The 19,295-nt window shown below is 66.4% G+C and carries 20 protein-coding genes and 1 pseudogene; 9 read left to right on the top strand and 12 right to left on the bottom strand.

What is annotated here, in order from left to right; translation table 11 throughout:
• Positions 1–188 precede the first annotated feature (188 nt).
• The 5 genes from ACL03I_RS08435 to ACL03I_RS08415 form a co-directional block, all read right to left on the bottom strand.
• Positions 189–353, bottom strand: coding sequence for a hypothetical protein (locus ACL03I_RS08435; protein WP_355073804.1), 165 nt, complete (start codon positions 351–353; stop codon positions 189–191).
• A gap of 72 nt (positions 354–425) precedes the next feature.
• Entirely contained in the window at positions 426–908 is a 483-nt protein-coding gene (locus tag ACL03I_RS08430; protein WP_355073805.1) for a nucleoside deaminase, read from the bottom strand.
• A 76-nt stretch (positions 909–984) separates the two neighbouring features.
• Positions 985–1,290 (bottom strand): hypothetical protein, encoded by a 306-nt coding sequence (locus ACL03I_RS08425; RefSeq protein WP_356964230.1) that lies wholly within the window; start codon positions 1,288–1,290, stop codon positions 985–987.
• A 340-nt stretch (positions 1,291–1,630) separates the two neighbouring features.
• The gene (locus ACL03I_RS08420; protein ID WP_412805579.1) at positions 1,631–2,662 is read right to left on the bottom strand and encodes a medium chain dehydrogenase/reductase family protein; all 1,032 of its coding nucleotides are present in this window, start codon (positions 2,660–2,662) and stop codon (positions 1,631–1,633) included.
• A 73-nt stretch (positions 2,663–2,735) separates the two neighbouring features.
• Positions 2,736–3,302, bottom strand: coding sequence for a TetR/AcrR family transcriptional regulator (locus ACL03I_RS08415; protein ID WP_412805578.1), 567 nt, complete (start codon positions 3,300–3,302; stop codon positions 2,736–2,738).
• Positions 3,303–3,448: 146 nt separating this feature from the next.
• Here ACL03I_RS08415 and ACL03I_RS08410 point away from each other — a divergent pair, with 146 nt between their 5' ends.
• From ACL03I_RS08410 to ACL03I_RS08390, 5 genes are all read left to right on the top strand, one after another.
• Entirely contained in the window at positions 3,449–3,895 is a 447-nt protein-coding gene (locus tag ACL03I_RS08410; RefSeq protein WP_355073812.1) for a CBS domain-containing protein, read from the top strand.
• Between the two features lie 201 nt (positions 3,896–4,096).
• Entirely contained in the window at positions 4,097–6,259 is a 2,163-nt protein-coding gene (locus tag ACL03I_RS08405) for a serine/threonine-protein kinase (RefSeq protein ID WP_412805577.1), read from the top strand.
• Positions 6,260–6,330: 71 nt separating this feature from the next.
• On the top strand, positions 6,331–6,891 hold the full coding sequence (locus ACL03I_RS08400; protein ID WP_355073815.1) for a hypothetical protein: 561 nt from the start codon (positions 6,331–6,333) through the stop codon (positions 6,889–6,891).
• 18 nt (positions 6,892–6,909) lie between these two features.
• A complete protein-coding gene (locus ACL03I_RS08395) occupies positions 6,910–8,244 on the top strand; it encodes a Dyp-type peroxidase (protein WP_412805576.1) in 1,335 nt (444 codons plus the stop codon).
• Complete coding sequence (locus ACL03I_RS08390) at positions 8,241–9,257, top strand: hypothetical protein (protein ID WP_412805575.1); 1,017 nt, start codon at positions 8,241–8,243, stop codon at positions 9,255–9,257. Before ACL03I_RS08395 ends, ACL03I_RS08390 begins: the two co-directional genes overlap by 4 nt.
• A gap of 107 nt (positions 9,258–9,364) precedes the next feature.
• Here the strand turns inward: ACL03I_RS08390 and ACL03I_RS08385 are convergent, their stop codons facing one another.
• Positions 9,365–10,597, bottom strand: coding sequence for a lipase family protein (locus ACL03I_RS08385; RefSeq protein ID WP_355073821.1), 1,233 nt, complete (start codon positions 10,595–10,597; stop codon positions 9,365–9,367).
• A gap of 133 nt (positions 10,598–10,730) precedes the next feature.
• Complete coding sequence (locus ACL03I_RS08380; RefSeq protein WP_412805574.1) at positions 10,731–11,585, bottom strand: NAD(P)H-binding protein; 855 nt, start codon at positions 11,583–11,585, stop codon at positions 10,731–10,733.
• A 136-nt stretch (positions 11,586–11,721) separates the two neighbouring features.
• On the opposite strand from ACL03I_RS08380, the gene ACL03I_RS08375 reads away from it, so the two are divergent.
• A complete protein-coding gene (locus tag ACL03I_RS08375; protein WP_412805573.1) occupies positions 11,722–12,744 on the top strand; it encodes an Lrp/AsnC family transcriptional regulator in 1,023 nt (340 codons plus the stop codon).
• Positions 12,745–13,009: 265 nt separating this feature from the next.
• Here ACL03I_RS08375 and ACL03I_RS08370 read toward each other — a convergent pair whose 3' ends face one another.
• The 4 genes from ACL03I_RS08370 to ACL03I_RS08355 all read right to left on the bottom strand — a co-directional run bounded on the left by ACL03I_RS08370 (position 13,010) and on the right by ACL03I_RS08355 (position 15,217).
• Positions 13,010–13,447 (bottom strand): MerR family transcriptional regulator, encoded by a 438-nt coding sequence (locus ACL03I_RS08370; protein WP_412805572.1) that lies wholly within the window; start codon positions 13,445–13,447, stop codon positions 13,010–13,012.
• Positions 13,444–13,791, bottom strand: coding sequence for a hypothetical protein (locus ACL03I_RS08365; protein ID WP_412805571.1), 348 nt, complete (start codon positions 13,789–13,791; stop codon positions 13,444–13,446). The genes ACL03I_RS08370 and ACL03I_RS08365 overlap by 4 nt, the downstream gene beginning before the upstream one ends.
• Positions 13,792–13,916: 125 nt before the next feature.
• Entirely contained in the window at positions 13,917–14,093 is a 177-nt protein-coding gene (locus tag ACL03I_RS08360) for a hypothetical protein (protein ID WP_355073830.1), read from the bottom strand.
• 38 nt (positions 14,094–14,131) lie between these two features.
• Positions 14,132–15,217, bottom strand: a complete 1,086-nt coding sequence (locus tag ACL03I_RS08355; RefSeq protein ID WP_412805570.1) for an Rv2629 family ribosome hibernation factor — start codon at positions 15,215–15,217, stop codon at positions 14,132–14,134.
• A gap of 148 nt (positions 15,218–15,365) precedes the next feature.
• Between ACL03I_RS08355 and ACL03I_RS08350 the strand changes: the two genes are divergently transcribed.
• The 3 genes from ACL03I_RS08350 to ACL03I_RS08340 all read left to right on the top strand — a co-directional run bounded on the left by ACL03I_RS08350 (position 15,366) and on the right by ACL03I_RS08340 (position 17,497).
• Positions 15,366–15,707 carry a DUF3140 domain-containing protein gene (locus tag ACL03I_RS08350; protein WP_412805569.1) on the top strand — a complete coding sequence of 114 codons (342 nt, stop codon included), beginning with the start codon at positions 15,366–15,368 and terminating at the stop codon, positions 15,705–15,707.
• A 66-nt stretch (positions 15,708–15,773) separates the two neighbouring features.
• On the top strand, positions 15,774–16,982 hold the full coding sequence (locus ACL03I_RS08345; protein ID WP_412805568.1) for an alcohol dehydrogenase catalytic domain-containing protein: 1,209 nt from the start codon (positions 15,774–15,776) through the stop codon (positions 16,980–16,982).
• Between the two features lie 11 nt (positions 16,983–16,993).
• On the top strand, positions 16,994–17,497 hold the full coding sequence (locus ACL03I_RS08340; protein ID WP_412805567.1) for a hypothetical protein: 504 nt from the start codon (positions 16,994–16,996) through the stop codon (positions 17,495–17,497).
• Between the two features lie 72 nt (positions 17,498–17,569).
• Here the strand turns inward: ACL03I_RS08340 and ACL03I_RS08335 are convergent.
• A pseudogene (locus ACL03I_RS08335) lies at positions 17,570–19,245 on the bottom strand (long-chain fatty acid--CoA ligase).
• Between the last annotated feature and the right edge of the window lie 50 nt (positions 19,246–19,295).

Below are 19,295 nucleotides of genomic sequence, written 5' to 3'. Positions count from 1 at the left end.
CGAGTGCGGCCACCACCTCATCGACGAGGAGCCGGCGAACCTCTCCTGAATCCGCGCGAGAGCTATGCCGCTCGGAACGACCGTCGCCTTCGTGCTCCGACAACTCAGCGACCGGGCACCGAGGTCACGTCCGGTCGTCGGCAACGACCGTGCCCGCCCGTCCGGTGTGATGGTGGGGAAGATCGGATTCACGCCGGTGCCGATATACGCTGTTCGACCACCGACAGGGGGCCGTCGGTGTGAATGCCGAAGCGCACCAACTGTCTAGGCAACAAGGTGGTCGCGTACAGACTGCGCTCGTCCGGGGAGACCTTGGCGGTGGACACGCCGTCGTCCGAACCGTCGAACGGCACAGCAGGACCATTCTGGACCGGAGTCCCGTCACCGCCGAGAACTGAACACCATTGCGGCTGAGTGGCGCCGCTTCAGCTGCGGAAAGCGTGCGCACGGTGGAGTGCCTCGATCGCGTCGGTGAGTTCGGCGACCGGTCCGTCGACCATGGCGTCCGGCACGACCTCGGTGATCGGCAGCGCCGCGACCGGGGCACGCGGGACACCCCATTCCGCCAGCCAGGACACCAATTGACCGGACGACACGGCGTACACGATCCGGCCGAGGCCGACCCATCCGTGGCTCGCCGCGCACATCGGGCAGTGCTCGCCGGAGGTATAGACGGTGGCCGCGGCGCGCTCGTCAGGCGACAGATGCGCCGCGGACCAGCGAGAGATCTCGAATTCGGGATGACGTGTCGCGTCACCCGCCTTGATCCGGTTCCGATCCTCGAAGAGCACTTCCCCGTCGGCCGAGACCAGGAGCGAGCCGAACGGCTCGTCCCCGTCGTCGAGCGCCTCCCGGGCGAGTTCGACGCAGCGGCGCAGGTGCGAAAGGTCCTCGGCAGTGATGGTCATCGCACCATCCTGGTAGCAGAAAGCGGGTGGGCCTTGCCGGAATCGACAAGGTCCACCCGCCGACGCGGTCGATCAGCTATCGCATCGGCGCCGGTCCGCATTCCTTGCCCATCAAGTCGGGGAGGTGCGCCCATCCGGACGAGCAGTTCATGACCTCGCCGCCGTTCACCTGGAACGGCTGCGTGATCTCTCCACTCGCGGGCGCACCGTTGGACGGCGTGCAGTCCATAGCGGTCACCCTGCCTTCCCACACCGGCGAATGGGACGAACAGGTGTAGTTCCACATCTCCTGCGCCGTGGCGGTCGGCGGACAGAACAAAAGCGCCGCCGCGGCGGCGAAGAACGGGGGAAGACCCAAACGAACGAGGCGTGTGGCTTTCATGACGATCTCCTTGTCCTGGTTCCGTGCGGTCTGAATCGGTAACCGTCCCGGACGAACAGTCCGAGTGGTAGCGAGCAGAAACTGCTTGGTGCTCAGGAGAGAACGTGCACACTGCGACAAGGACGCTACCCCCGGGATATCCGGCCTGATGCGGAATGCCGATCGCTGTGACCATTCGGATATGGTGGCGACCATCTCGGCTGCCGAGCCAGGCGCAAGCCGAGCAGCTCAGTGGGCATGCTTGCCGGGCGCGGCGCTGCCGCGGTACTCCCCGAGATCGGAGACGAGCTCCATGATTTCGGGCATGCCGTGCGACCATCGAGAGTCCGGGAGCCGTGGTTCACGGTTCCAGCACAACCTTGCCGACCACCGTGCCCGACTCCGCGAGCCGCACCGCCTCGGCGACCTCGGTGAGCGGCAACCGTGCGGCGACCTGTCCCCGCAATGACCCGGCCACCGCAAGATCGAACACCTGCCCGAGGTCCTCGGCGATCCGGGCGCGGAAGGCCGCGGCGTCGCGCTTGCCCGCCCACAGATTGAAGAAGTGCGCTCTGCGCTTGTTCGGCACCGCGTTCCACAGTTGCAGCCGGGCGAGCAGTTTCAGCACGGGAAGCCGGGAATCGCCTTCGACGTCGCGGGTAGCCGCGGTGCCGTAGGACACCAGGGTGCCACCGGGCGCGAGCAGCCGGAAGGAGTCCACGATGCCGGGGCCGCCGACGTGGTCGAACACCGCGTCAACACCGTTCGGCGCCAGCGCCCGGACCTGGGCGGTCACGTCGCCGCGGTAGTCCACCCACTGCGCGCCGAGCGCCCGGACCGCGTCCGCGTTGCGGGCCGACGCGGTGCCGATCACCGCGATACCGGCCGCGCGGGCCAGCTGCACCAGCGTGGAGCCGACGCCGCCGTTCGCGCCGTGCACCAGAATCGTCGCACCGCGCCGGGTTCCGGCGACCCGGTGCAGCATCTGCCACGCGGTGATCCCGTTGACGACCAGCGTCTCCGCTTCTGCCGGGTCGAGCCCGTCCGGCACCGGCACCAAGTCGGCGGCGTCCAGCAGCACGTGGCTGCGCCAGCCGCCGGTCTTGGTGAGCGCGGCGACCCTGCGGCCCCGCAGCGCCGCGTCCACTCCCGAACCCACGGCGACGACCTCGCCGACCAAGTCGTAGCCGGGCACAAACGGGAACGGCGGCTGGTCGTAGTACTTGCCACGCCGCATCTGCTGCTCGGCGAAGGAGACTCCAGTGGCCTCTACCCGCACCAGCGCCTGCCCCCGACCGGGTGGCGGCAGTTCGCGCTGCCGCACCCGCAGTCCGCTCGGTTCGACTCTGCCGGGCAACACGATCTCGGTAACTGTCACGTTCGGTGTGCTCATCTCGGAACCTCCTAGTGTGTGATTGATCAATCACTCCGTGGGTAAACGGCGATTTCGCCGCTCAGGACGTCGATTACATGCGGTTCGGGTGCCGGATCCCCTGGGTGAGCATTGCCGCCCACTCTCCTGCGCTCGCGTCGATGTCGAGCGTGGTGATCAGATGACAGAGCTGGCCGTAGGCGATGAAGCGCTGGACCTGCTCGGCGCTGCCGCCGGACCGCTCCGCGGCGAACGCGGTGACCCGTTCGAGCCCGTTGCGCATAGCGGCGGCGATTTCCGGGATGTCGGCCGCGGATTGGGCGTGCACCTGCACCATGAGCAGTCTGTTGTCCGCGATGAGTTCGGCGTAGGCGCCACCCATTCGATACAGGATCGCATCCGGGTCGGTCTCGCCCGGCCGGGACGCACCGGCCGACAGCGCTTCCTCGATCAGTTCGAAGGCGCGATCGAGCGCGGCGACGAACAGCGATACCTTGCCGGGGAACAACTTGAAGACGTACGCGGGCGAGATCGATGCGCGTGCCGCGACGCTCGTGATCGGCGTGCCGTGATAGCCGGTGCGGGCGAACTCGTCGATCGCGGCGTCGACGACGGCCTCGCGCCGGAGTTCCGCGGTGGAAAGAGTGGCACGTCTGCTCATGTGAGTGACTGTACACTCACTGCTCGAGTTCGCGCAACGGCGCCCGAGGCGGTCGCCAGATGACCTTCTGCCCTGTCGATACCTTCGCCGCCGTCGAATGATGATCGGAGTAGCGAACACGCCACCGCAATAGAAGGAGATGCATCATGACGACCGCGCGGACCATCATGCGGCCCGACGTACAGCACATCAGTGTTCGAGAAACCATGGAGGCAGCCGCCCAGCGGATGCGGCAGCTCGACATCGGCGCACTGCCCATCTGCGACGGCGAATGCCGTCCCGTCGGCATAATCACCGACCGGGATATCGTCGTGAAGGTGGTCGGTGTCGGCGCGAATCCGAAGACCACCACCGCCGGCGAATTGGCGCAGGGCGCCGACCGACTGCACACCGTCGATATCGACACCGACGTGCGCGAGGTGCTGGTCCTCATGGAGCAGCAGCGGATCCGTCGGCTCCCGGTCACCGACAACGGCATGCTGGTCGGCATCATCACCGAGGCCGATCTGGCCCGCAATCTGGCCGATAGCACCGTCGGCGAATTCGTCGAGGCGGTCTGCGCGGCCCATCTGCCCGCCACCGAGAAAGTGTGAGGATCCGACATGTCGGCCAGCCGGTCGAAGACTGTCTCGGATAGGTGCAACGCGGGCAGCAGCGCGAGAATGATGCAGTAGGAATGCCGAGGTCGATATCATGGATACGCGACCTTTTCACGATGCTGATCCTCCATAGCGAACGCGATTCATCCGTGCGGGAGGTGGTCGGTGAACGGCATAGCGTTCGGTCGCTACCGGTTGCACGAGTTGATCGGCGAAGGCGGCATGGGCCAGGTATGGCGGGCCTACGACACCGCTACCGACCGCATTGTGGCGATCAAATTGCTGCCCGAGCGCTGCGCGATTGATCCCAGCTTCCGGGAGCGGTTCCGACGCGAGGCCCACGACACCGCTCAACTGCGCGAACCACATGTGGTCCCGATCCACGGCTACGGCGAGATCGAAGGCCACCTCTATCTCGATATGCGCTTGATCGATGGCGACGACGCGAGAACCCTGCTCAACCGCGATGGTGCGATGGAGCCGGCGACAGCGGTTGGGGTGATCTCCCAAGTCGCGGCGGCACTGGATGCGGCGCACGCCCAAAGTTTGGTACACCGCGACGTCAAACCATCCAACCTGTTGGTCACCGATACCGGCTTCGTCTATCTGATCGACTTCGGTATCGCGCGCTCGGCCAGCAATACCCCGCTGACCAGCACCAGCACGATGATCGGAACCTTGGCCTACATGGCTCCGGAGCGATTCACCAGCGGGGTCGCCGACGCTCGGTCCGACGTATATGCCCTTACCTGTGTGTTGTGCGAATTCCTGACCGGAATACCGCCCTACCCGAGCACCAGCACGGAACAACAGGTCGCGGCGCACCTGACCGCAGCTCCCCCGGCGCCGAGCATGCGGCGGCTCGACCTACCGGTCGGGTTCGACGATGTCATCGCCCGGGGCATGGCGAAAGACCCGGACGACCGCTACCAGACCGCAGGAGAGCTGGCAGCCGCCGCCGAACACGCTCTCACCACTGCCCCTGCGGTTGCCGCCGGAAGCACCCCCCGAGCCGGCCCCACTTCGGTGCCCCCCGGCTTCGGAGGTCTCCGCGATCGGCCCGGGACGCCGCCGCCGGTACCCTCCACAGAGCCGTACGCGGAGCAAAAGTCCACGATCAACGCTGGACCTCCCGTAGATCTGCCCGGTCTTCAGCCCATCCGATCCGAATCGGGCGGGATCCCACGCGACGGCACCGCACCGCCTCGACGTAAACGGCCTGTCGTGGGGGTAGTGGTGACCGTGGTCGCCGCGTTCATCGCAGCGGCACTAGGGGCGGGTATTTGGTGGCTGACCCGGCCATCGAAGCCCGAAGTCGCTTTCGACGGCAAATACGAAGTCACCTACACGCCCAAAACTCTCAATGGGAAGCCGGACAACAGTCCCCCACAAGAAAGGATATGGTCAGTCCGATCCGACTGCCCGTCGCACGGCGAACGCTGCGTGGCCTCGATAACCAGCCAGAGCACGTCCGAGCGGGAGACAGCCCCGGCCAAGTTCAGCGCGGACTATCGCGACGGCACGTGGACGATCACAAGAGACATACGGGCCCGCCCCGACCCCGATTGCGAAAGTCCGATCACCAAGGTGCCGCAGAACGTCCCGGCATGGCAGCGACTCGAATTCCGACCCGGCATCCCGGCGTGGACCGGAAACTCCCTCAGTTTCGTCGGCGGCCCTTGCGCATACACCCAACAACAAGAGATGAAGCTTTCCCGCGCCGGCGAGATCGATCCGAAGGTCGACGTCGTCCCTCCCGAAACCATCCCCGACCGCGGTCCCAGCCCGACCATCGCGCCGATCAGCGGCGCCTACGACGTAACCATCACATATACCGCGACACCAGGCGTTCCCAATCCCCCACCGCCGAACAAGTTCCGGCAGCAATACAACACCCTGTGCATGCGTGAGGGCGACCGCTGCGCCGCAACGACGGACACAAATTCCGGCGCAGATCCGCGCAAAGATCCTCGCGCCGTCTTCGCTCCGATGTTGAGGCTCGAAGGCGGGGTCTGGCGGACCGATTACAGCATCCCCTTTCCCTGCTTCGCGGAATCGAACGAGCCGCACACCATCGCGACATTCAATTGGGATTTGTTCGCGTCCGACGTGGGCCCCGACCCCACCGAATTCTTGACCGGTACATGGACCCGCGAGAAATCGGATCCTTGTCCCGAGACCAGCCGTGCCACGGTCGAAATGCGGCGGGTCGGCTCGACCGGCGGGCGGCCCGCTGTCGCAGGCAGCAATGCGGACCAGCAGCCCCATCCATCCCCGGCTCCAGCGATCGTCGCAATCCGCTTACCCAAGGGAAGCGATGAATTTCGAGACCCACACCTCGGACAAACGATCAGATAACAACGACGAGAGCGGTTCGGCCAAGAAATTTCAGCTCGCTCCGCGCCGCACCGCTCGAGATGGAGGCGGACATGACCACAGGCGATGCTGATTGGTCCAGGCCGGCGGCGATGGCCCTGCCGAAGGAGGGGTTCTTCGAGCTCGAGCAAGGCCGGTACGGGCCGATCTTTCCCCGCACACCCGCCAATTACGGCTTCTCGATCATCGCGCGGGTCAAACCCGGCCGCGAGGAGGCGATCCGGGAGTACGGCAAGCAAATCGAGGCCGCGGTCGCCGAAGATCCCACTGTGCTGGCGCCGCTCCGGCTGCATTACTTGCGGTGGGTACTGTTCGACATCGGCGACGGGTTGTGTTTCCAATATCAGGGGATCTTCGATACCGACTTCGACAAGTACGTCGAGGATGCTATCGCCTTGTTCCTGTCGACCGGCATCACAACCGTATTCGTGAACCTCGAAGGGTTCCCCGAAGACTGGAAGACCAATACCGATGCGGTGGTCGAGTTCTTTCGTGAGCATCAATTCCCGAGCTTCCTGGAGTACGGTGAATACCCCTATGTGACCGCGGACGAGGTCAAGAAGGCGCTGCGCGTGAAGGCGGCATTTTCCGACATGCTCGACCAGATGCAGTAGCGACCGAGAGGTTTGCTGATGCTCGAACTCGACGACATCCAGCACATTCTGCTGACCCGCGTCCCCGCGCTGACCGGACGCTACGAGTTCCTGTCGTTCGCCGGTGCCGCCGGTGGGCGGGCGTGGCTGTCGGCCATGGTCGACCGCGTGGCCTCGGCTGCCGACGCACAACGCTCCGTGACCACCGACCGCCGATGGGTGACACTCGCGTTCACCTGGACCGGCCTACGCGCACTCGGCGTGCCCGAACAGTCACTGGCAACGTTCCCCGAGGAGTTCCGCCAGGGCATGGCAGCGCGGGCCGCCATCCTGGGCGACACCGGGACCGCTCACCCCGACCATTGGGTCGGTGGATTGGCGGGCGACGATCTACACGCGATCGCGATCCTGTTCGCCCACGACGACGCCGAACGCGCTCGCTGGGTGCACGAGCACCAGCAGCTGCTCGGCCGCTGCACCGGAGTGACGGTGCTGTCGTCGCTGGACCTCGCGGCCGTTCCGCCGTTGGAGTACCCGCACGACCATTTCGGCTACCGCGACCGGTTGTCGCAGCCGGTGATCGAAGGCTCCGGTGAGCAGCCCACACCGGGCACGGGTGCCCCGATCAAGGCCGGCGAGTTCATCCTGGGATATCCCGACGAGGACGGTCCTCCGGTGGGATTGCCGCAACCGGAGGTGTTGTCGCGCAACGGCAGCTACATGGCCTACCGGCGCTTACAAGAACACGTCGGGCGATTCCGCGAGTTCCTGGCCGAGCACACCGACACCCCGGAGGAACAGGAGTTGCTGGCCGCGAAACTCATGGGCCGCTGGCGCAGCGGCGCTCCTCTGGTGCTCGCCCCCGAGCGGGACGATCCCGAACTCGGCGCAGATATGCGGCGAAACAACGATTTCAACTACAAACAGATGGACCCCTACGGGTACGCCGTGCCTTTGGGCTCGCACATCCGCAGGCTGAATCCCCGCGACACCGCGGTGAACATGCAGCGGCGGCGCATGATCCGCCGCGGCGCCACCTACGGACCGCACCTCCCCGAAGGCGTTTCCGAGGACGGCGCCGAGCGCGGAATCGCGGCCTTCGTGCTGTGTGCCAGCCTGGTGCGCCAATTCGAATTCGCCCAGAACGTGTGGATCAACGACAAGACGTTCCACGACCTCGGCAACGAGCGGGATCCGATCATCGGCAACCAAGACGGCACCCTGGAATACAAGATCCCCAAACGTCCGATCCGCAAGACCATCAGAGGATTACCGGCGTTCACAACTCTCAGGGGTGGCGCGTACTTCTTCATGCCCGGTGTTCGCGCACTGCGCTACCTCTGCACCCCTACCGACAACGAGGTGGCACCATGAGCACCGTCACCCAGGCACGCACCTACAACCAATCTCAGCTGCCACGCACCTACACTCCCGGCAGACGCCGGTTGAGCATCTACTGGACTTGGAGTTATCCCTGGGAGGCACAGCGCGATCCCGCCGCGCTCGACAACCGCTTCTCCACCATGACCGAGGTGCGCCAAGCGGCTTGGCCTGCCTACGAGACGCCCGAGTACGACGCCGCGCACTTTCTGCAAGGGATCGCCGGAACGCTGGAATTGTTCCACCGCTCCACCCTTACCTTCCAGCAGATCGCCGGAGAGGCCACCGGTCACCCCGTCGCGGTCTTCCAGCGCATCGATCAAGCCGGGTTCGAACTGCCCCTCGACGAACGCATTCTGGCCGACACCGATACTCTCATGATCTTCGGCCTCGACCACGTTCTCGGTCAGGCAGAAGCCGCGCCCGACGAGATCGCGGCCCTCGACGAATGGCTGCGACGCGAAGGCACCTGTCTGCTTTTGGCGCCTCATCACGACGTGGGTTGCACCGATGACCTCCAGCAACGCCAAGTCGAATTTCAGCACCACGGCGACCCGCTGGTGCCGCGCCAACAACGCTTCAGCGCCTACACCCGCTCACTGATGACAGCCCTCGACGTTCCGGTGCACAACATGTACGGACTCCGACCCGCCGTCGCCGAAGGCACGAAATCCATTGCGCCCCTGTCCACATTTCCTGACCTCGACGACTTGCACCTGCTCGACAACGTCACCACATTCAACTTCCACCCCCACCTCCCGCACTATCACCTCACCGCACCCGCAAGCGCATCCGTGCGCCTGCTCGCCCGGCAACCCATCGACCTCGACCGACCCCACCCCTTCACCGCCGAAGGCAACACCGAATTCAACACCCTGATCTGGCTGCCGCCCACCGACCGACGCGCGGGCGACATCGTCATGATCGACTCCACCAACTTCACCACCTTGTTCGGAGGAACCGAAAGCCTCATCAACCTCTGGCGCAATTTCGCCCTCATGAAGTGACCGCGCACCACACCGACGCGGTCTACCTCCTGCCGGCCAGGGGCCATCCGCCCACGGCGTTCGGCGGCCATCTGCCGCAGTTCCGCTTCGCTACGTGGGCGTCGATGTCAGCAATTGGTAGGGGCGAGCTCTCCGCGGGCCCGGCCTTCGAGCCACAGCAGCACCGCAGGCGCACCCAATACCGCAGGGGCCAAATGTTCCAGCGCGGAAGGCAGTTCAACCGACGGCACCAGCACCGTCTGCACTCGCACCCCGGCCGCGCACCAGCGGCGGACGGTATTCTCGATCGCACCGAGCGGAATCTGCTGGTCCTTCGGCGAATGCCATTCGAGGATCGGGTTTTCCGGCATACCGGGATAGAGTTCCAGGCTGTTCTCCTCCACCACCGAGCGGGCTTCGCGGCTGTCGACGATCGAGGTGTTGTCGAGGTACTCCCGAGCGCTGCCGTCGACGCCCGCGGTGAGGATGTCGTTGCTGCAACTGTTGGCCATGTCCTGAGCGACCGCGAGGCCGCGCGGGTTGAGATACGAGCTGGTCGGCAGTCGGTCCGGGTACTCCCGCTCCAGACCGATCGCCGCCGCCATGGCCAACCCGAACGAGGGGTGCCGGTCCAGGCCCAGTGTCTCGGCCATCGTCATCAGATTCATCGGGGCACCACCGATGGCCGCACCCGCGAGTTTCAGCTCCGGTGCGTATGCCGGCTGCAACGCGGCCGCCCATGCGGTGGCCAGGCCACCGCCGGAATAACCGGCCATGACCGCGGGGCTGTGCTCCACGGCGAGTGCGGGTAGCCGCTTCACCGCACGGATGCCGTCCAATACGACATGGCCACCCAAACGCGCTGCCCCGAGAGCGAACTGCGGTCCGAGGTGATCCGGCAGCGCCACAGTCCAGCCCTGGGCCAGCGCCACGTTCAAGATCGGCGTGGTCGCCACCAGGTTCAGATCGTCGCTGTACAGCTTGTGCGATATCGCGCAGCCGGTGCCGAGCGCGTTGATGAAGTGCTGATACGACAACAGCGGCCCGCCGGGCTGTCGGGCGAAGGGAGTCAGAACCGTCGTAGTCGCCGCGATCGGCGCTCCATGCGAGTCGGTGGACCGGAACTTGACCAGCGTGACAGTGGCTGCGGGGAAGATCGCCAGCGCGGGCAGCGCTCGCACACCCAGCACATCCCCTGCTTCGTGTGCCGCCAGATCCGCCGGGGCGGCATAGAACGGGTCCGGATCGGGCAGTGGATACAGCGGTTGCGCGGTTGCCGTCGTCGCCAAGAGCAGCCCGAGTGCCACACCGCCGATCGCACCGCTGCGCCTGCTGCCGGGCAAAAGAAACCGCCGGATCACGATCTTCTACCTCCAGTAGTTCGCGCATTTGTCGACCGGCCAGCCTGCATTCAAATCCGACGCTGCGGACTGACCTTCCGCGACACGCCGCACGAAAATCTGAAACGGTAGGAATCGAGATGTGCGCGCGCTGTCACACACGCGCGAAGTCGGCAAGGTGTCGGGTGGCCCACTCGCGGAACGAGGTCGACCGCACGCCGGTGACTTCCTGCACCGTCGGATGCACGACGGAGGTGAACGACTCCAGTGCGGTGGCGCGCAGTGCCATGATGGCGTCGGCCATGATCTCGGAAAGTCCGTGGTCCAAGATCGCCTGACGGGCGGCGGCGGGCTCGACTTCCAAGAACCGTAGCGGCCTGCCCAGCACGTCGGCGAGTACGGCGGTCATCTCGGCGGGGGTCAAAGCCTCCGGTCCGCTGAGCCGGTAGGTTCGCCCGTCATGACCGTCGGTGGTGAGCACGGTGGCGGCGACGGAGGCGATGTCGTGTTCGTCGACGACCGCGATGCGGCCGTGACCATAGGCGGCGAACACGCTGTCGCGGTTCCGGATCGAGTCGGCCCAGTGCAATGCGTTGGCCATGAACCCGAGCGGGCCGAGGATCGTCCCCGGAATGCCGCTGTCGCGCAGTGCCTGTTCACCGCGGCGATGCCAGCTCGGGATGGGGTCGGTCGCGGTGTCGTCGCCGGTACGCCCGGAGGACAGCTTGACGACGTGCGCGACATCGGCGCGTGTGGCTTCGCGAATCAGGTTCGCGTCGTGGGTTGGGATGTCGGGGCCGGTGGAAAGCAGGAACACGCGGTCCACCCCGCGCAGCGCCGCGGCGATGCTGCCGCGATCACCCAAGTCGCCCGCGACGACGTCGACGGCAGCGGGAAGACCGGCGGCGGCGGGCCGACGGGTCATCGCGCGCACGGGCACCTTCGCGGCGACGAGTCGGTCGACGAGCGAGCGGCCGACAGTGCCGGTGGCGCCGGTAACCAGAATCATGAGAGTCCCTTCCGTGGATCGTTGTCGTCGCGTCCTGTCCGACGACGGGACCCAGCATCGGCCCGGAGCCCCGCCAGCTCCATCCACAGGGAGATATCGGTGGAAATTTTCCATTGAAGACGGAATGCTGAAAGAAATGACCGTGATAGACGAGCTGGACCGGGGCATCGTCCATGCGCTGCACATCGATGGCCGCGCACCGTTCAGCCGTATCGGCACGGTGCTCGGTGTGTCGACGCAGACGGTGGCCCGGCGCTACCGGCGACTGCGCGCCGAGGCCGGGTTGCGGGTGGTCGGGCTGAGCCGTCTCGACCGCGACGACCACACCCGCTGGCTGGTCCGCCTCGGCGCCACCACGACGGCAGCCCGGACACTCGCTCATTCCCTCGCCCGACGACCCGACACCTCATGGATCAAACTCCTGTCGGGTGGCACGGAAATCCTTCTCATCCTTCGCATGCCGCACCAGGCGGACGCGGCACATCCGCTGCTGCTGCAGGAGATCCCCCGCACCGCCGGTATCACGACCGTGTCGGCTCACTATGTGCTCCACACCTATTTGGGCGGTCCGACGCCGTGGCACGGACAAGTCGCAACGCTCACCGAGCACCAGCAGCGACAACTCACACCACCCCATCACGACGCGCTGTCCGCACGCCGGCTCTCCAGCGCCGACGATGCCCTGTTGTCCGCGCTGCAAGCCGATGGACGGGCCGGGCTGGCCGAGCTGGCGGCAGCCACCGGATGGTCCCCGGCGACGGTCGCGCGCCGCCTGGCCGATCTACGGGCGCAGGGCGAGATCTTCTTCGATGTCCAGGCCGACGACACCCGGTTCGGCGCCACCACCCAGGCACTGCTGTGGATGTCGGTCGCTCCCGCGCGGCTCGACCAGGTCGGCCTCGAGTTGGCGCGGCAGCCCGAACTCGCCTTCGTGCTCGCCACCACCGGTCCGAGTAACCTTGTGGCCCAAGCGATGTGCCCGAATCCCAGCGCCTTGCACCATTACCTGACCCGCCGCCTCGGCAGCGACGACGCCATTCGAACACTGGAAGTGACACCCGTACTCGCCACGGTCAAAGCCGCGGGTCACGTCATCACTGAAGGCACCAGGCACGGCACAGCCAGCCGTCGTTCGAAAAGCGCGGCGAATTCGAAGTGAGGCGCCCGTGCCGCAGCCGCATCCCGCATCCGCGCAATGCCCCGAGGTGGTCGTGCATCCGGCGCGCCGGGCGCGGGTCCACAACAGACCGATCGCACCGGCGACAATAAGGGCGATGCCCAGCGACTCCAGCCACGAAAGGCTCACCAACGCCACCCCGCCGCCGAAGATTCCGGCGGCGACCAGGACTGGAAGCGCGCAGCATCCGACACACAGAAGCGCGCCCAGCCCGATCGGTACCCACCAGCGTCGCGTCCGCGTGCGCTCAGCACCCACACTCGCCTCCTTCACTGGCGGAGTCGGAGGTGAACGGTACTGGGCAACAAGGGCTTTCGCTGCAGGCAAGCAAGTCGTCACAACCTGCCTCCAATGCGGCATGCAAGGTGTCGCGCACCGCGGTCAGCTCGGTGAGTTTCGCATCGATCTCGGCCAATTTGGCCGCCGCGCGCGCTTGTAGCCCGACAGCAGTACGGCGACCCGATCGGGCGGCGGCCAAAAGCTCGGCCACCTCGTCGAGGGTGAACCCCAGCCGCTGGGCCGCCTTGATCACACGCAACACCGTGACGGACCGCTCCGGATACAGTCGATGCCCGCCGAGAGACCGCTGCGGTTCGGCGAGCAGACCGCGCCGCTCGTAGTACCGCAACGTCTGCGTGTTCACCCCGGCGGCCGCGGCCAGCTCGCCGGTGCGCAACCCGGTCAACGCCGATCGCCGCCGATCCAGGCGTCCGCCCGCGCGGCCAGCGCGTCGAGGACCGCGGCCTGATTGTCGGGAACGGCGATACGCATCACCGGACCGTCCTCGGTGGCGTCGAAGCCGAAGGTGAAGAACGAGCAGCAACCGGACTCGCGCGCGGCGAGGTCACGGCCCTGCTCCTCCGCGCCGGCGGCCAGTAAGAGATCCAGTCGCGTGCGCGCGGGCCGATCCGTGCGCCGCACCGATCCGGTGAAGAAACGGTCGAACTCAGCGACTCGTACCGACTGTTCAACGGTGGGCAGCGTGCACGAGTCCGGTACCCAATCCCCGGCGGGAGGCGTGATCAACATGCCCTCACGGTAAGCCCGTACCCAGGTACAAGATGCAACCTCGAACCGCAGCAACGTGCGTACGTCCACCATTCCGCACTGCTGTATTACAGCGTCCGGCAAATTCGATGATTCAGTTCAAAGTGCTACGGATGTTCGGTCCGTTGCACCTGTTCGTTGATGAGGGTGTCGTCGTCAGCCGGCGGCTCGGGGTCATGCCACTCTTCTGCTCGGCTGGAACGATTGCCTCGTATCGTGCCTTCCAACTCGTGGGCCAACTCGTCGTCGTGTACGGGACCGTGCTTGGTATTTCCTCGTTCCATGGGATCTTCTCCTGTTGCGGTTGCTGGACACCGGCGCGCTAGCGGTGGCGCAAAAGTGTGGCGACCCCTTCCCGGGGTACGACAGCACCTTCGACGGGCACGATCGAGCCACCCTGCAGCAATGTGACCACCGGCAACGCTTCGTCCGCGCGGTAGGCGCGAGACGATGTCGCATCATCGATCCACTGCGCCGCGGTGATGCCGCGAAGCAATTCCGGATCGAGTTCGACGGATCGGTCCCCCACGGTGTCCGGATCGATCAGCAGAGTATCGGCGTTCGCCGCCAGCAGCGCCGAGACCGTCTCGGGCAGCCCCTCCACGGCCAAGCCGTCGGCCCTGCCCCGCGCGGTGTTCAGTTGCTCGACAACCTGTCCCTGGTGCTGCCGTGCCTGCGTCCGCACCGCTTGCTGCACCTGCGCTTCCAGCGCGGCGGAGTCCGCACCCGCGGCCCGGGCACCGGCCTCGACCTCGACGATCCGAGCGGTAGGCGAATCGAGCGCCTTTGCCAGCGCTGCGCGGGCGCCGACCTCACCGACCAGCACGATGACCTGCGCTCCGACGCGATCCGCGAGATCGCGGACCGCCGTGGCGGCCTCCCCGACGTTCCGGCGGACCACTTCCTCTACCCGGCGCTGCATCGAAAGGTGTGCCCACCCTCCGCCGTGATGGATCTTGTGCACCGGATGCGCGGTGCCTTCGGCGGTCATCTCGATCAGGTTCTCGTCCTCGTCGACGCCGTACAGATCGCAGCCGACACGATCGACGACCGCGATCACATGCGGCACCTCACGGGACTGCTGCTCGATGAGAGGCAACAGATACGGAAGCGCCGACACCCGCACTGTCTCGCGGGCGGGCGGCTCGGCGAGCATGTGATCGACGAGGACGCTGTCCGAATCGGCGATCAGCAGGCGGCCTGCACGCCCTTTCTCCGCCTTGACTTTGCTGATCGCGTCGTCGAGTAGCGTCAGCGTCTTCTCGGGAACGTGCTGGGCGGCCAATCGCTCGCGGATCGAGCGCCACCGTAACGCTTTTTGCTGCTCGGCGTCTTCGGTGTTGTGCGAGGCGTCGACGCAGAGCGAGACGAACGGGCCCCGCCGTTGCGCTATTTCTCTGAGATTCATGCCATACACATCCGGCGCGTACCCGGTTCGGCGTGCACGAATCCGAATCCGCGAGTGCGTTCGGAATACGCTCCGAACGGTGGTTTGGCCGACCCAGGCCCGGGTAGTCGCCACGCGTCCGCCGGGACAACCGACTGGAGGTGAAGCCATGGCCGAAACCGTCATCGACGACGAGCTGTGGGAGGAATTCCACCGCCTGGTCAATATGTCGTCCCGGCAGTTGCGCGACTGGCTGCGCACCGAAGGCGCCGATACCGGCACCGAAACGGAACCCGATCGCGTGGGGCCGGAGATCGGCCGGCGCATCCTTGCGGTTCTCGGCAAACGTCGTACCGACCTCGATGCCGACGACATCGCGGTGATGCGCCGGGCCGTAGACGAGATCACCGCGGCGCGCGGTGCGGAAGCAGAGCGCGAGCCGCGCGCGGGCAGAGACGACTGGCGCAGGCATCTGATGTCACTCGGACACGATCCACTCCAGCCGTCGTGATCTCCGCATCGCGAGTCGAGCGGATGGGTGTGCGCTCTGCAAGTTGACGGCGAGGAGGGTGCTTCGATGAAGGCAGTGGTGTGGCACGACGTGGGAGATATCCGGCTCGACGAAGTCGATGATCCCAAAATAGTGGAACCGACCGATGCGCTTGTGCGGATCACGACCTCGGCTATCTGCGGTACCGATCTCCATCTCGTGCGCGGCACGATGCCGGGCATGCAGCCGGGAACAGTGCTCGGGCACGAGGCTGTCGGAGTGGTGGAGGAGACCGGGGCAGCGGTGCGCGGTTTCAGCCAGGGCGATCGGGTCGTAGTGTGCTCGACCATCGCATGCGGGACCTGCTCCTACTGTCGTGCGGGCTACTTCGCCCAGTGCGATACCGCGAACCCGAACGGACCGCAGGCGGGAACCAGTTTCTTCGGCGGACCGGAGAGCACAGGCCCCGTCGCGGGGCTACAGGCCGCTTACGCGCGCATCCCCTTCGCCGCCACGACGCTGGTGAAAGTCCCGGATTCGGTGTCCGACGAACAGGCGATCATGGTCTCCGATGTGCTTCCGACCGGCTGGTTCGGCGCCCGATTGGCGCAAGTCGGGCAGGGCGACACGGTACTGGTGCTCGGTGCGGGCGTGGTCGGGCAATGCGCGATCGCCGCAGCGAAGCGTCGAGGCGCGGCACGGGTGCTGGTCGTCGACGGTATCGCCGATCGTCTGGCGACCGCTCGCGCGCAGAACGCCGAGCCGATCGATTTCAATGCCGAGGATCCGGTGGCAACGGTGCGCGAGCTGACCGGCGGTATCGGAGTGGACAGGGTGATCGACGCGGTCGGTGTGGATGCCCAACGCCCGAAGTCCGGACCGGCCGCACAGAATCTTCCGATTTCGGATTCGACGCTGGAAGCCGAGCGCGAGAAGGCGGCCCCGCAGGGCAGGACCGAGGGCGCGCAGTGGTTGGCCGGCGACGCGCCCAGCTTGGCGGCGCGGTGGGCACTCGAGGCAGTCGCCAAAGCCGGTAGCGTCGGCGTCATCGGAGTCTATCCGCCGAATTTCGACGCTTTCCCGATCGGCGCCGTGGTCAACCGCAATCTCACCGTTCAGGGCGGCAACTGCAACCACCGCCGCTACGTCCCCGGCCTGCTGGGCAGGGTGGCCCGGGGCGACATCGACCCGACCGCCTTCATCACCCAGCGCGCCGACCCGGTCTCGATCATCGAGGCCTACGAGACGTTCGACCGGCGCGAAGACGGCTGGCTGAAGACGATCGTGCCGATGTGAGGTGTGTGGCGATGCTGAAGCCGATCCTCCGCGGCGCCGCGGCGGGAGCCGCGGGCACGACCGCGTTGAACGCCGTCACCTTCCTCGACATGATCGCGCGCGGCCGCCCACCGAGTCGCACGCCCGAACAGAGCGTCGAGCGCATGGCCGACCGGTTGGGCGTGCAGGTGCCCGGTGACGAGGAACAACGGCGCAGCCGGATCTCCGGCGCGGGTGCGTTACTGGGCACGGGGACCGGCGTTTCGGTCGGCTGTGCCTACGGTTTCGCCCGTTCTATGAGATGGCAGCCGTCGATTCTCGCCGCGAGCGCGGTCAATACCGCCACGGCCATGTCCGTCACGGCGCTGTCGCTTCTCAACTTGGGGGTTTCCGATCCGCGCCGATGGACACGTTCCGACTGGCTCGGTGATCTCGTGCCACATCTTGCGTACGGGCTGGTCACTTCCCTCACCTACGCCGCCATGGCCGACGGTCGTTCGACCCCGCGGCGGCGTCGGCAGTGGCCGTGGGCATGAGCCCAGCGGTACCGGCCATCTCGGTGATGGGTTCGCGACTGCGCGGAGCCGGGTCGGCGAGCCTGTGCCGAATCAACGTGCCCTGCTGTCCGAGTTCGTCTGCGCGCTGGTCGAATCGATGACGACGATATCCAGTTCGCCTGACGAGTACCGTGCGCGCAAGGCTTTCTTGTCGAATTTGCCGACACTGGTCTTGGGCACTTCGGGCATGAAGGTCCAGCGCTCGGGCAATTGCCATTTCGCTGTCTTACCGGCCAAGAACGCACGCAGCACGCCCGCGTCCGCCTCCGCTCCGGCCCGCAACGCGGCGGCGACGACCGGTCGCTCGTCCCATCTCTCGTCGGGTACGCCGAACACGGCGGCCTCGACGACGTCCGGGTGCGCCATGATCGCGTTCTCGAGCGCGACCGACGAGATCCATTCGCCGCCGGACTTGATGATGTCCTTGGCTCGATCGACCAGGGTGAGGTAGCCGTCGGCAGTGATGGTCCCGACGTCGCCGGTGCGCAGCCAGCCGTCACGGAACGCGTCGGAGCCGACCGTGCCCGCATCCGGCGAGTAATAGGACGCGGTGATCCAGGGACCCCGAACCTCCAGCTCCCCGACGGCTTTTCCGTCGTGGGGCAGCTCCGTGCCGTCATCGCCGACGAGGCGCGCCTGCACCGGAGCGGGGAAACGTCCCTGGGTGACCCGGTAGGCGTAGGCGTCTTCGCCCTCGGTTCCGGGTGGCGGCCACGCGACGCAGCCCAGCGGCGAGGTCTCGGTCATCCCCCATGCCTGGATGATGCGCACTCCGTGGCGGTCCTCGAAGGCGCGCATCAGTTGCGGCGGCACGGCCGAGCCTCCGACCACGACCGCTCGCAGATGGCCGAGGTCCTGCGGGCGGCGCCGACCGCGGCGAGCACACCGTTCCACACCGTCGGTACGGCGGCGGCGAAACTCGGGCGTTCGGCTGCCATGAGTTCCAGCAGCGGCGACGGCTGCAGGAATCGGTCGGGCATCACCAACGAGGCGCCCACCATGAGCGCGGCGTAGGGCAGGCCCCACGCGTTGGCGTGGAACAGGGGGACGATGGCCAGCACCCGATCCCCCGTCCTGATGCCCATGCCGTCGGTGGTGCAGGCGTGCATGGAGTGCAGCCAGTTCGAACGGTGCGAATAGACAACGCCTTTCGGGTCACCGGTGGTGCCGGAGGTGTAGCACACCGCGGCGGCGGATCGTTCGTCGAGCAGGGGGAAGTCGAACGTGGACGAATGTCCGGCCAGCAGCGTATCGAGTTCGTGTACCGCCACCCCCTCGGGTGCGCGCAACGCCGCCGCGTCACCGTTGGCGACGATGACGTGGCGGACCGTACGCAACTGCGGCAGCACCTGCGCGAAGGCGGGCACCAGCGAACCGTCGACGATCACCGCCTTGTCCCCCGCGTGATTCGCGACGAAGGCGATCTGTTCCGGGAAGAGACGGATATTCAGAGTGTGCAGCACCGCGCCCATGGCGGGTACGGCACAGTAGGCGAGGAGGTGTTCGTTGTTGTTCCACATGAAAGTGCCCACTCGGTCGCCGCGGCCGATTCCCAGCGCGGTGAGGGCGTGCGCGAGTTGGGCGGCCCGATCACCGAGTTCGCGGTAGGTCAGTACCCGCGACCCACTGCCCGTCCAGGTACCGACCGTGGCATCGGCGTGCACGGTGGTGGCGTAGCGCAGCAGCGTCGCCAAGGAAAGGGGTTCATCCTGCATGGTGCTCGGCATCGGCAGGTCGTGCTCGGGGTAAGTCATTTCGTGCTCGTCTTTCTCGAAGA

This window comes from Nocardia sichangensis (genome assembly GCF_047200615.1).
GTDB lineage: Bacteria > Actinomycetota > Actinomycetes > Mycobacteriales > Mycobacteriaceae > Nocardia > Nocardia sichangensis.
The sequence above is the reverse complement of the archived record's forward strand: the minus strand, read 5'-3'. Positions and strand labels throughout refer to the sequence as shown.

What these genes read in the sequence shown, in the direction of transcription:
- ACL03I_RS08430 (WP_355073805.1), bottom strand. Translation starts at nt 908, where the DNA reads ATGACCATCACTGCCGAGGACCTTTCGCACCTGCGCCGCTGCGTCGAA.
- ACL03I_RS08425 (WP_356964230.1), bottom strand. Translation starts at nt 1,290, where the DNA reads ATGAAAGCCACACGCCTCGTTCGTTTGGGTCTTCCCCCGTTCTTCGCC.
- ACL03I_RS08420 (WP_412805579.1), bottom strand. Translation starts at nt 2,662, where the DNA reads ATGAGCACACCGAACGTGACAGTTACCGAGATCGTGTTGCCCGGCAGA.
- ACL03I_RS08415 (WP_412805578.1), bottom strand. Translation starts at nt 3,302, where the DNA reads ATGAGCAGACGTGCCACTCTTTCCACCGCGGAACTCCGGCGCGAGGCC.
- ACL03I_RS08410 (WP_355073812.1), top strand. Translation starts at nt 3,449, where the DNA reads ATGACGACCGCGCGGACCATCATGCGGCCCGACGTACAGCACATCAGT.
- ACL03I_RS08400 (WP_355073815.1), top strand. Translation starts at nt 6,331, where the DNA reads ATGACCACAGGCGATGCTGATTGGTCCAGGCCGGCGGCGATGGCCCTG.
- ACL03I_RS08395 (WP_412805576.1), top strand. Translation starts at nt 6,910, where the DNA reads ATGCTCGAACTCGACGACATCCAGCACATTCTGCTGACCCGCGTCCCC.
- ACL03I_RS08390 (WP_412805575.1), top strand. Translation starts at nt 8,241, where the DNA reads ATGAGCACCGTCACCCAGGCACGCACCTACAACCAATCTCAGCTGCCA.
- ACL03I_RS08380 (WP_412805574.1), bottom strand. Translation starts at nt 11,585, where the DNA reads ATGATTCTGGTTACCGGCGCCACCGGCACTGTCGGCCGCTCGCTCGTC.
- ACL03I_RS08375 (WP_412805573.1), top strand. Translation starts at nt 11,722, where the DNA reads ATGACCGTGATAGACGAGCTGGACCGGGGCATCGTCCATGCGCTGCAC.
- ACL03I_RS08365 (WP_412805571.1), bottom strand. Translation starts at nt 13,791, where the DNA reads ATGTTGATCACGCCTCCCGCCGGGGATTGGGTACCGGACTCGTGCACG.
- ACL03I_RS08360 (WP_355073830.1), bottom strand. Translation starts at nt 14,093, where the DNA reads ATGGAACGAGGAAATACCAAGCACGGTCCCGTACACGACGACGAGTTG.
- ACL03I_RS08355 (WP_412805570.1), bottom strand. Translation starts at nt 15,217, where the DNA reads ATGAATCTCAGAGAAATAGCGCAACGGCGGGGCCCGTTCGTCTCGCTC.
- ACL03I_RS08350 (WP_412805569.1), top strand. Translation starts at nt 15,366, where the DNA reads ATGGCCGAAACCGTCATCGACGACGAGCTGTGGGAGGAATTCCACCGC.
- ACL03I_RS08345 (WP_412805568.1), top strand. Translation starts at nt 15,774, where the DNA reads ATGAAGGCAGTGGTGTGGCACGACGTGGGAGATATCCGGCTCGACGAA.
- ACL03I_RS08340 (WP_412805567.1), top strand. Translation starts at nt 16,994, where the DNA reads ATGCTGAAGCCGATCCTCCGCGGCGCCGCGGCGGGAGCCGCGGGCACG.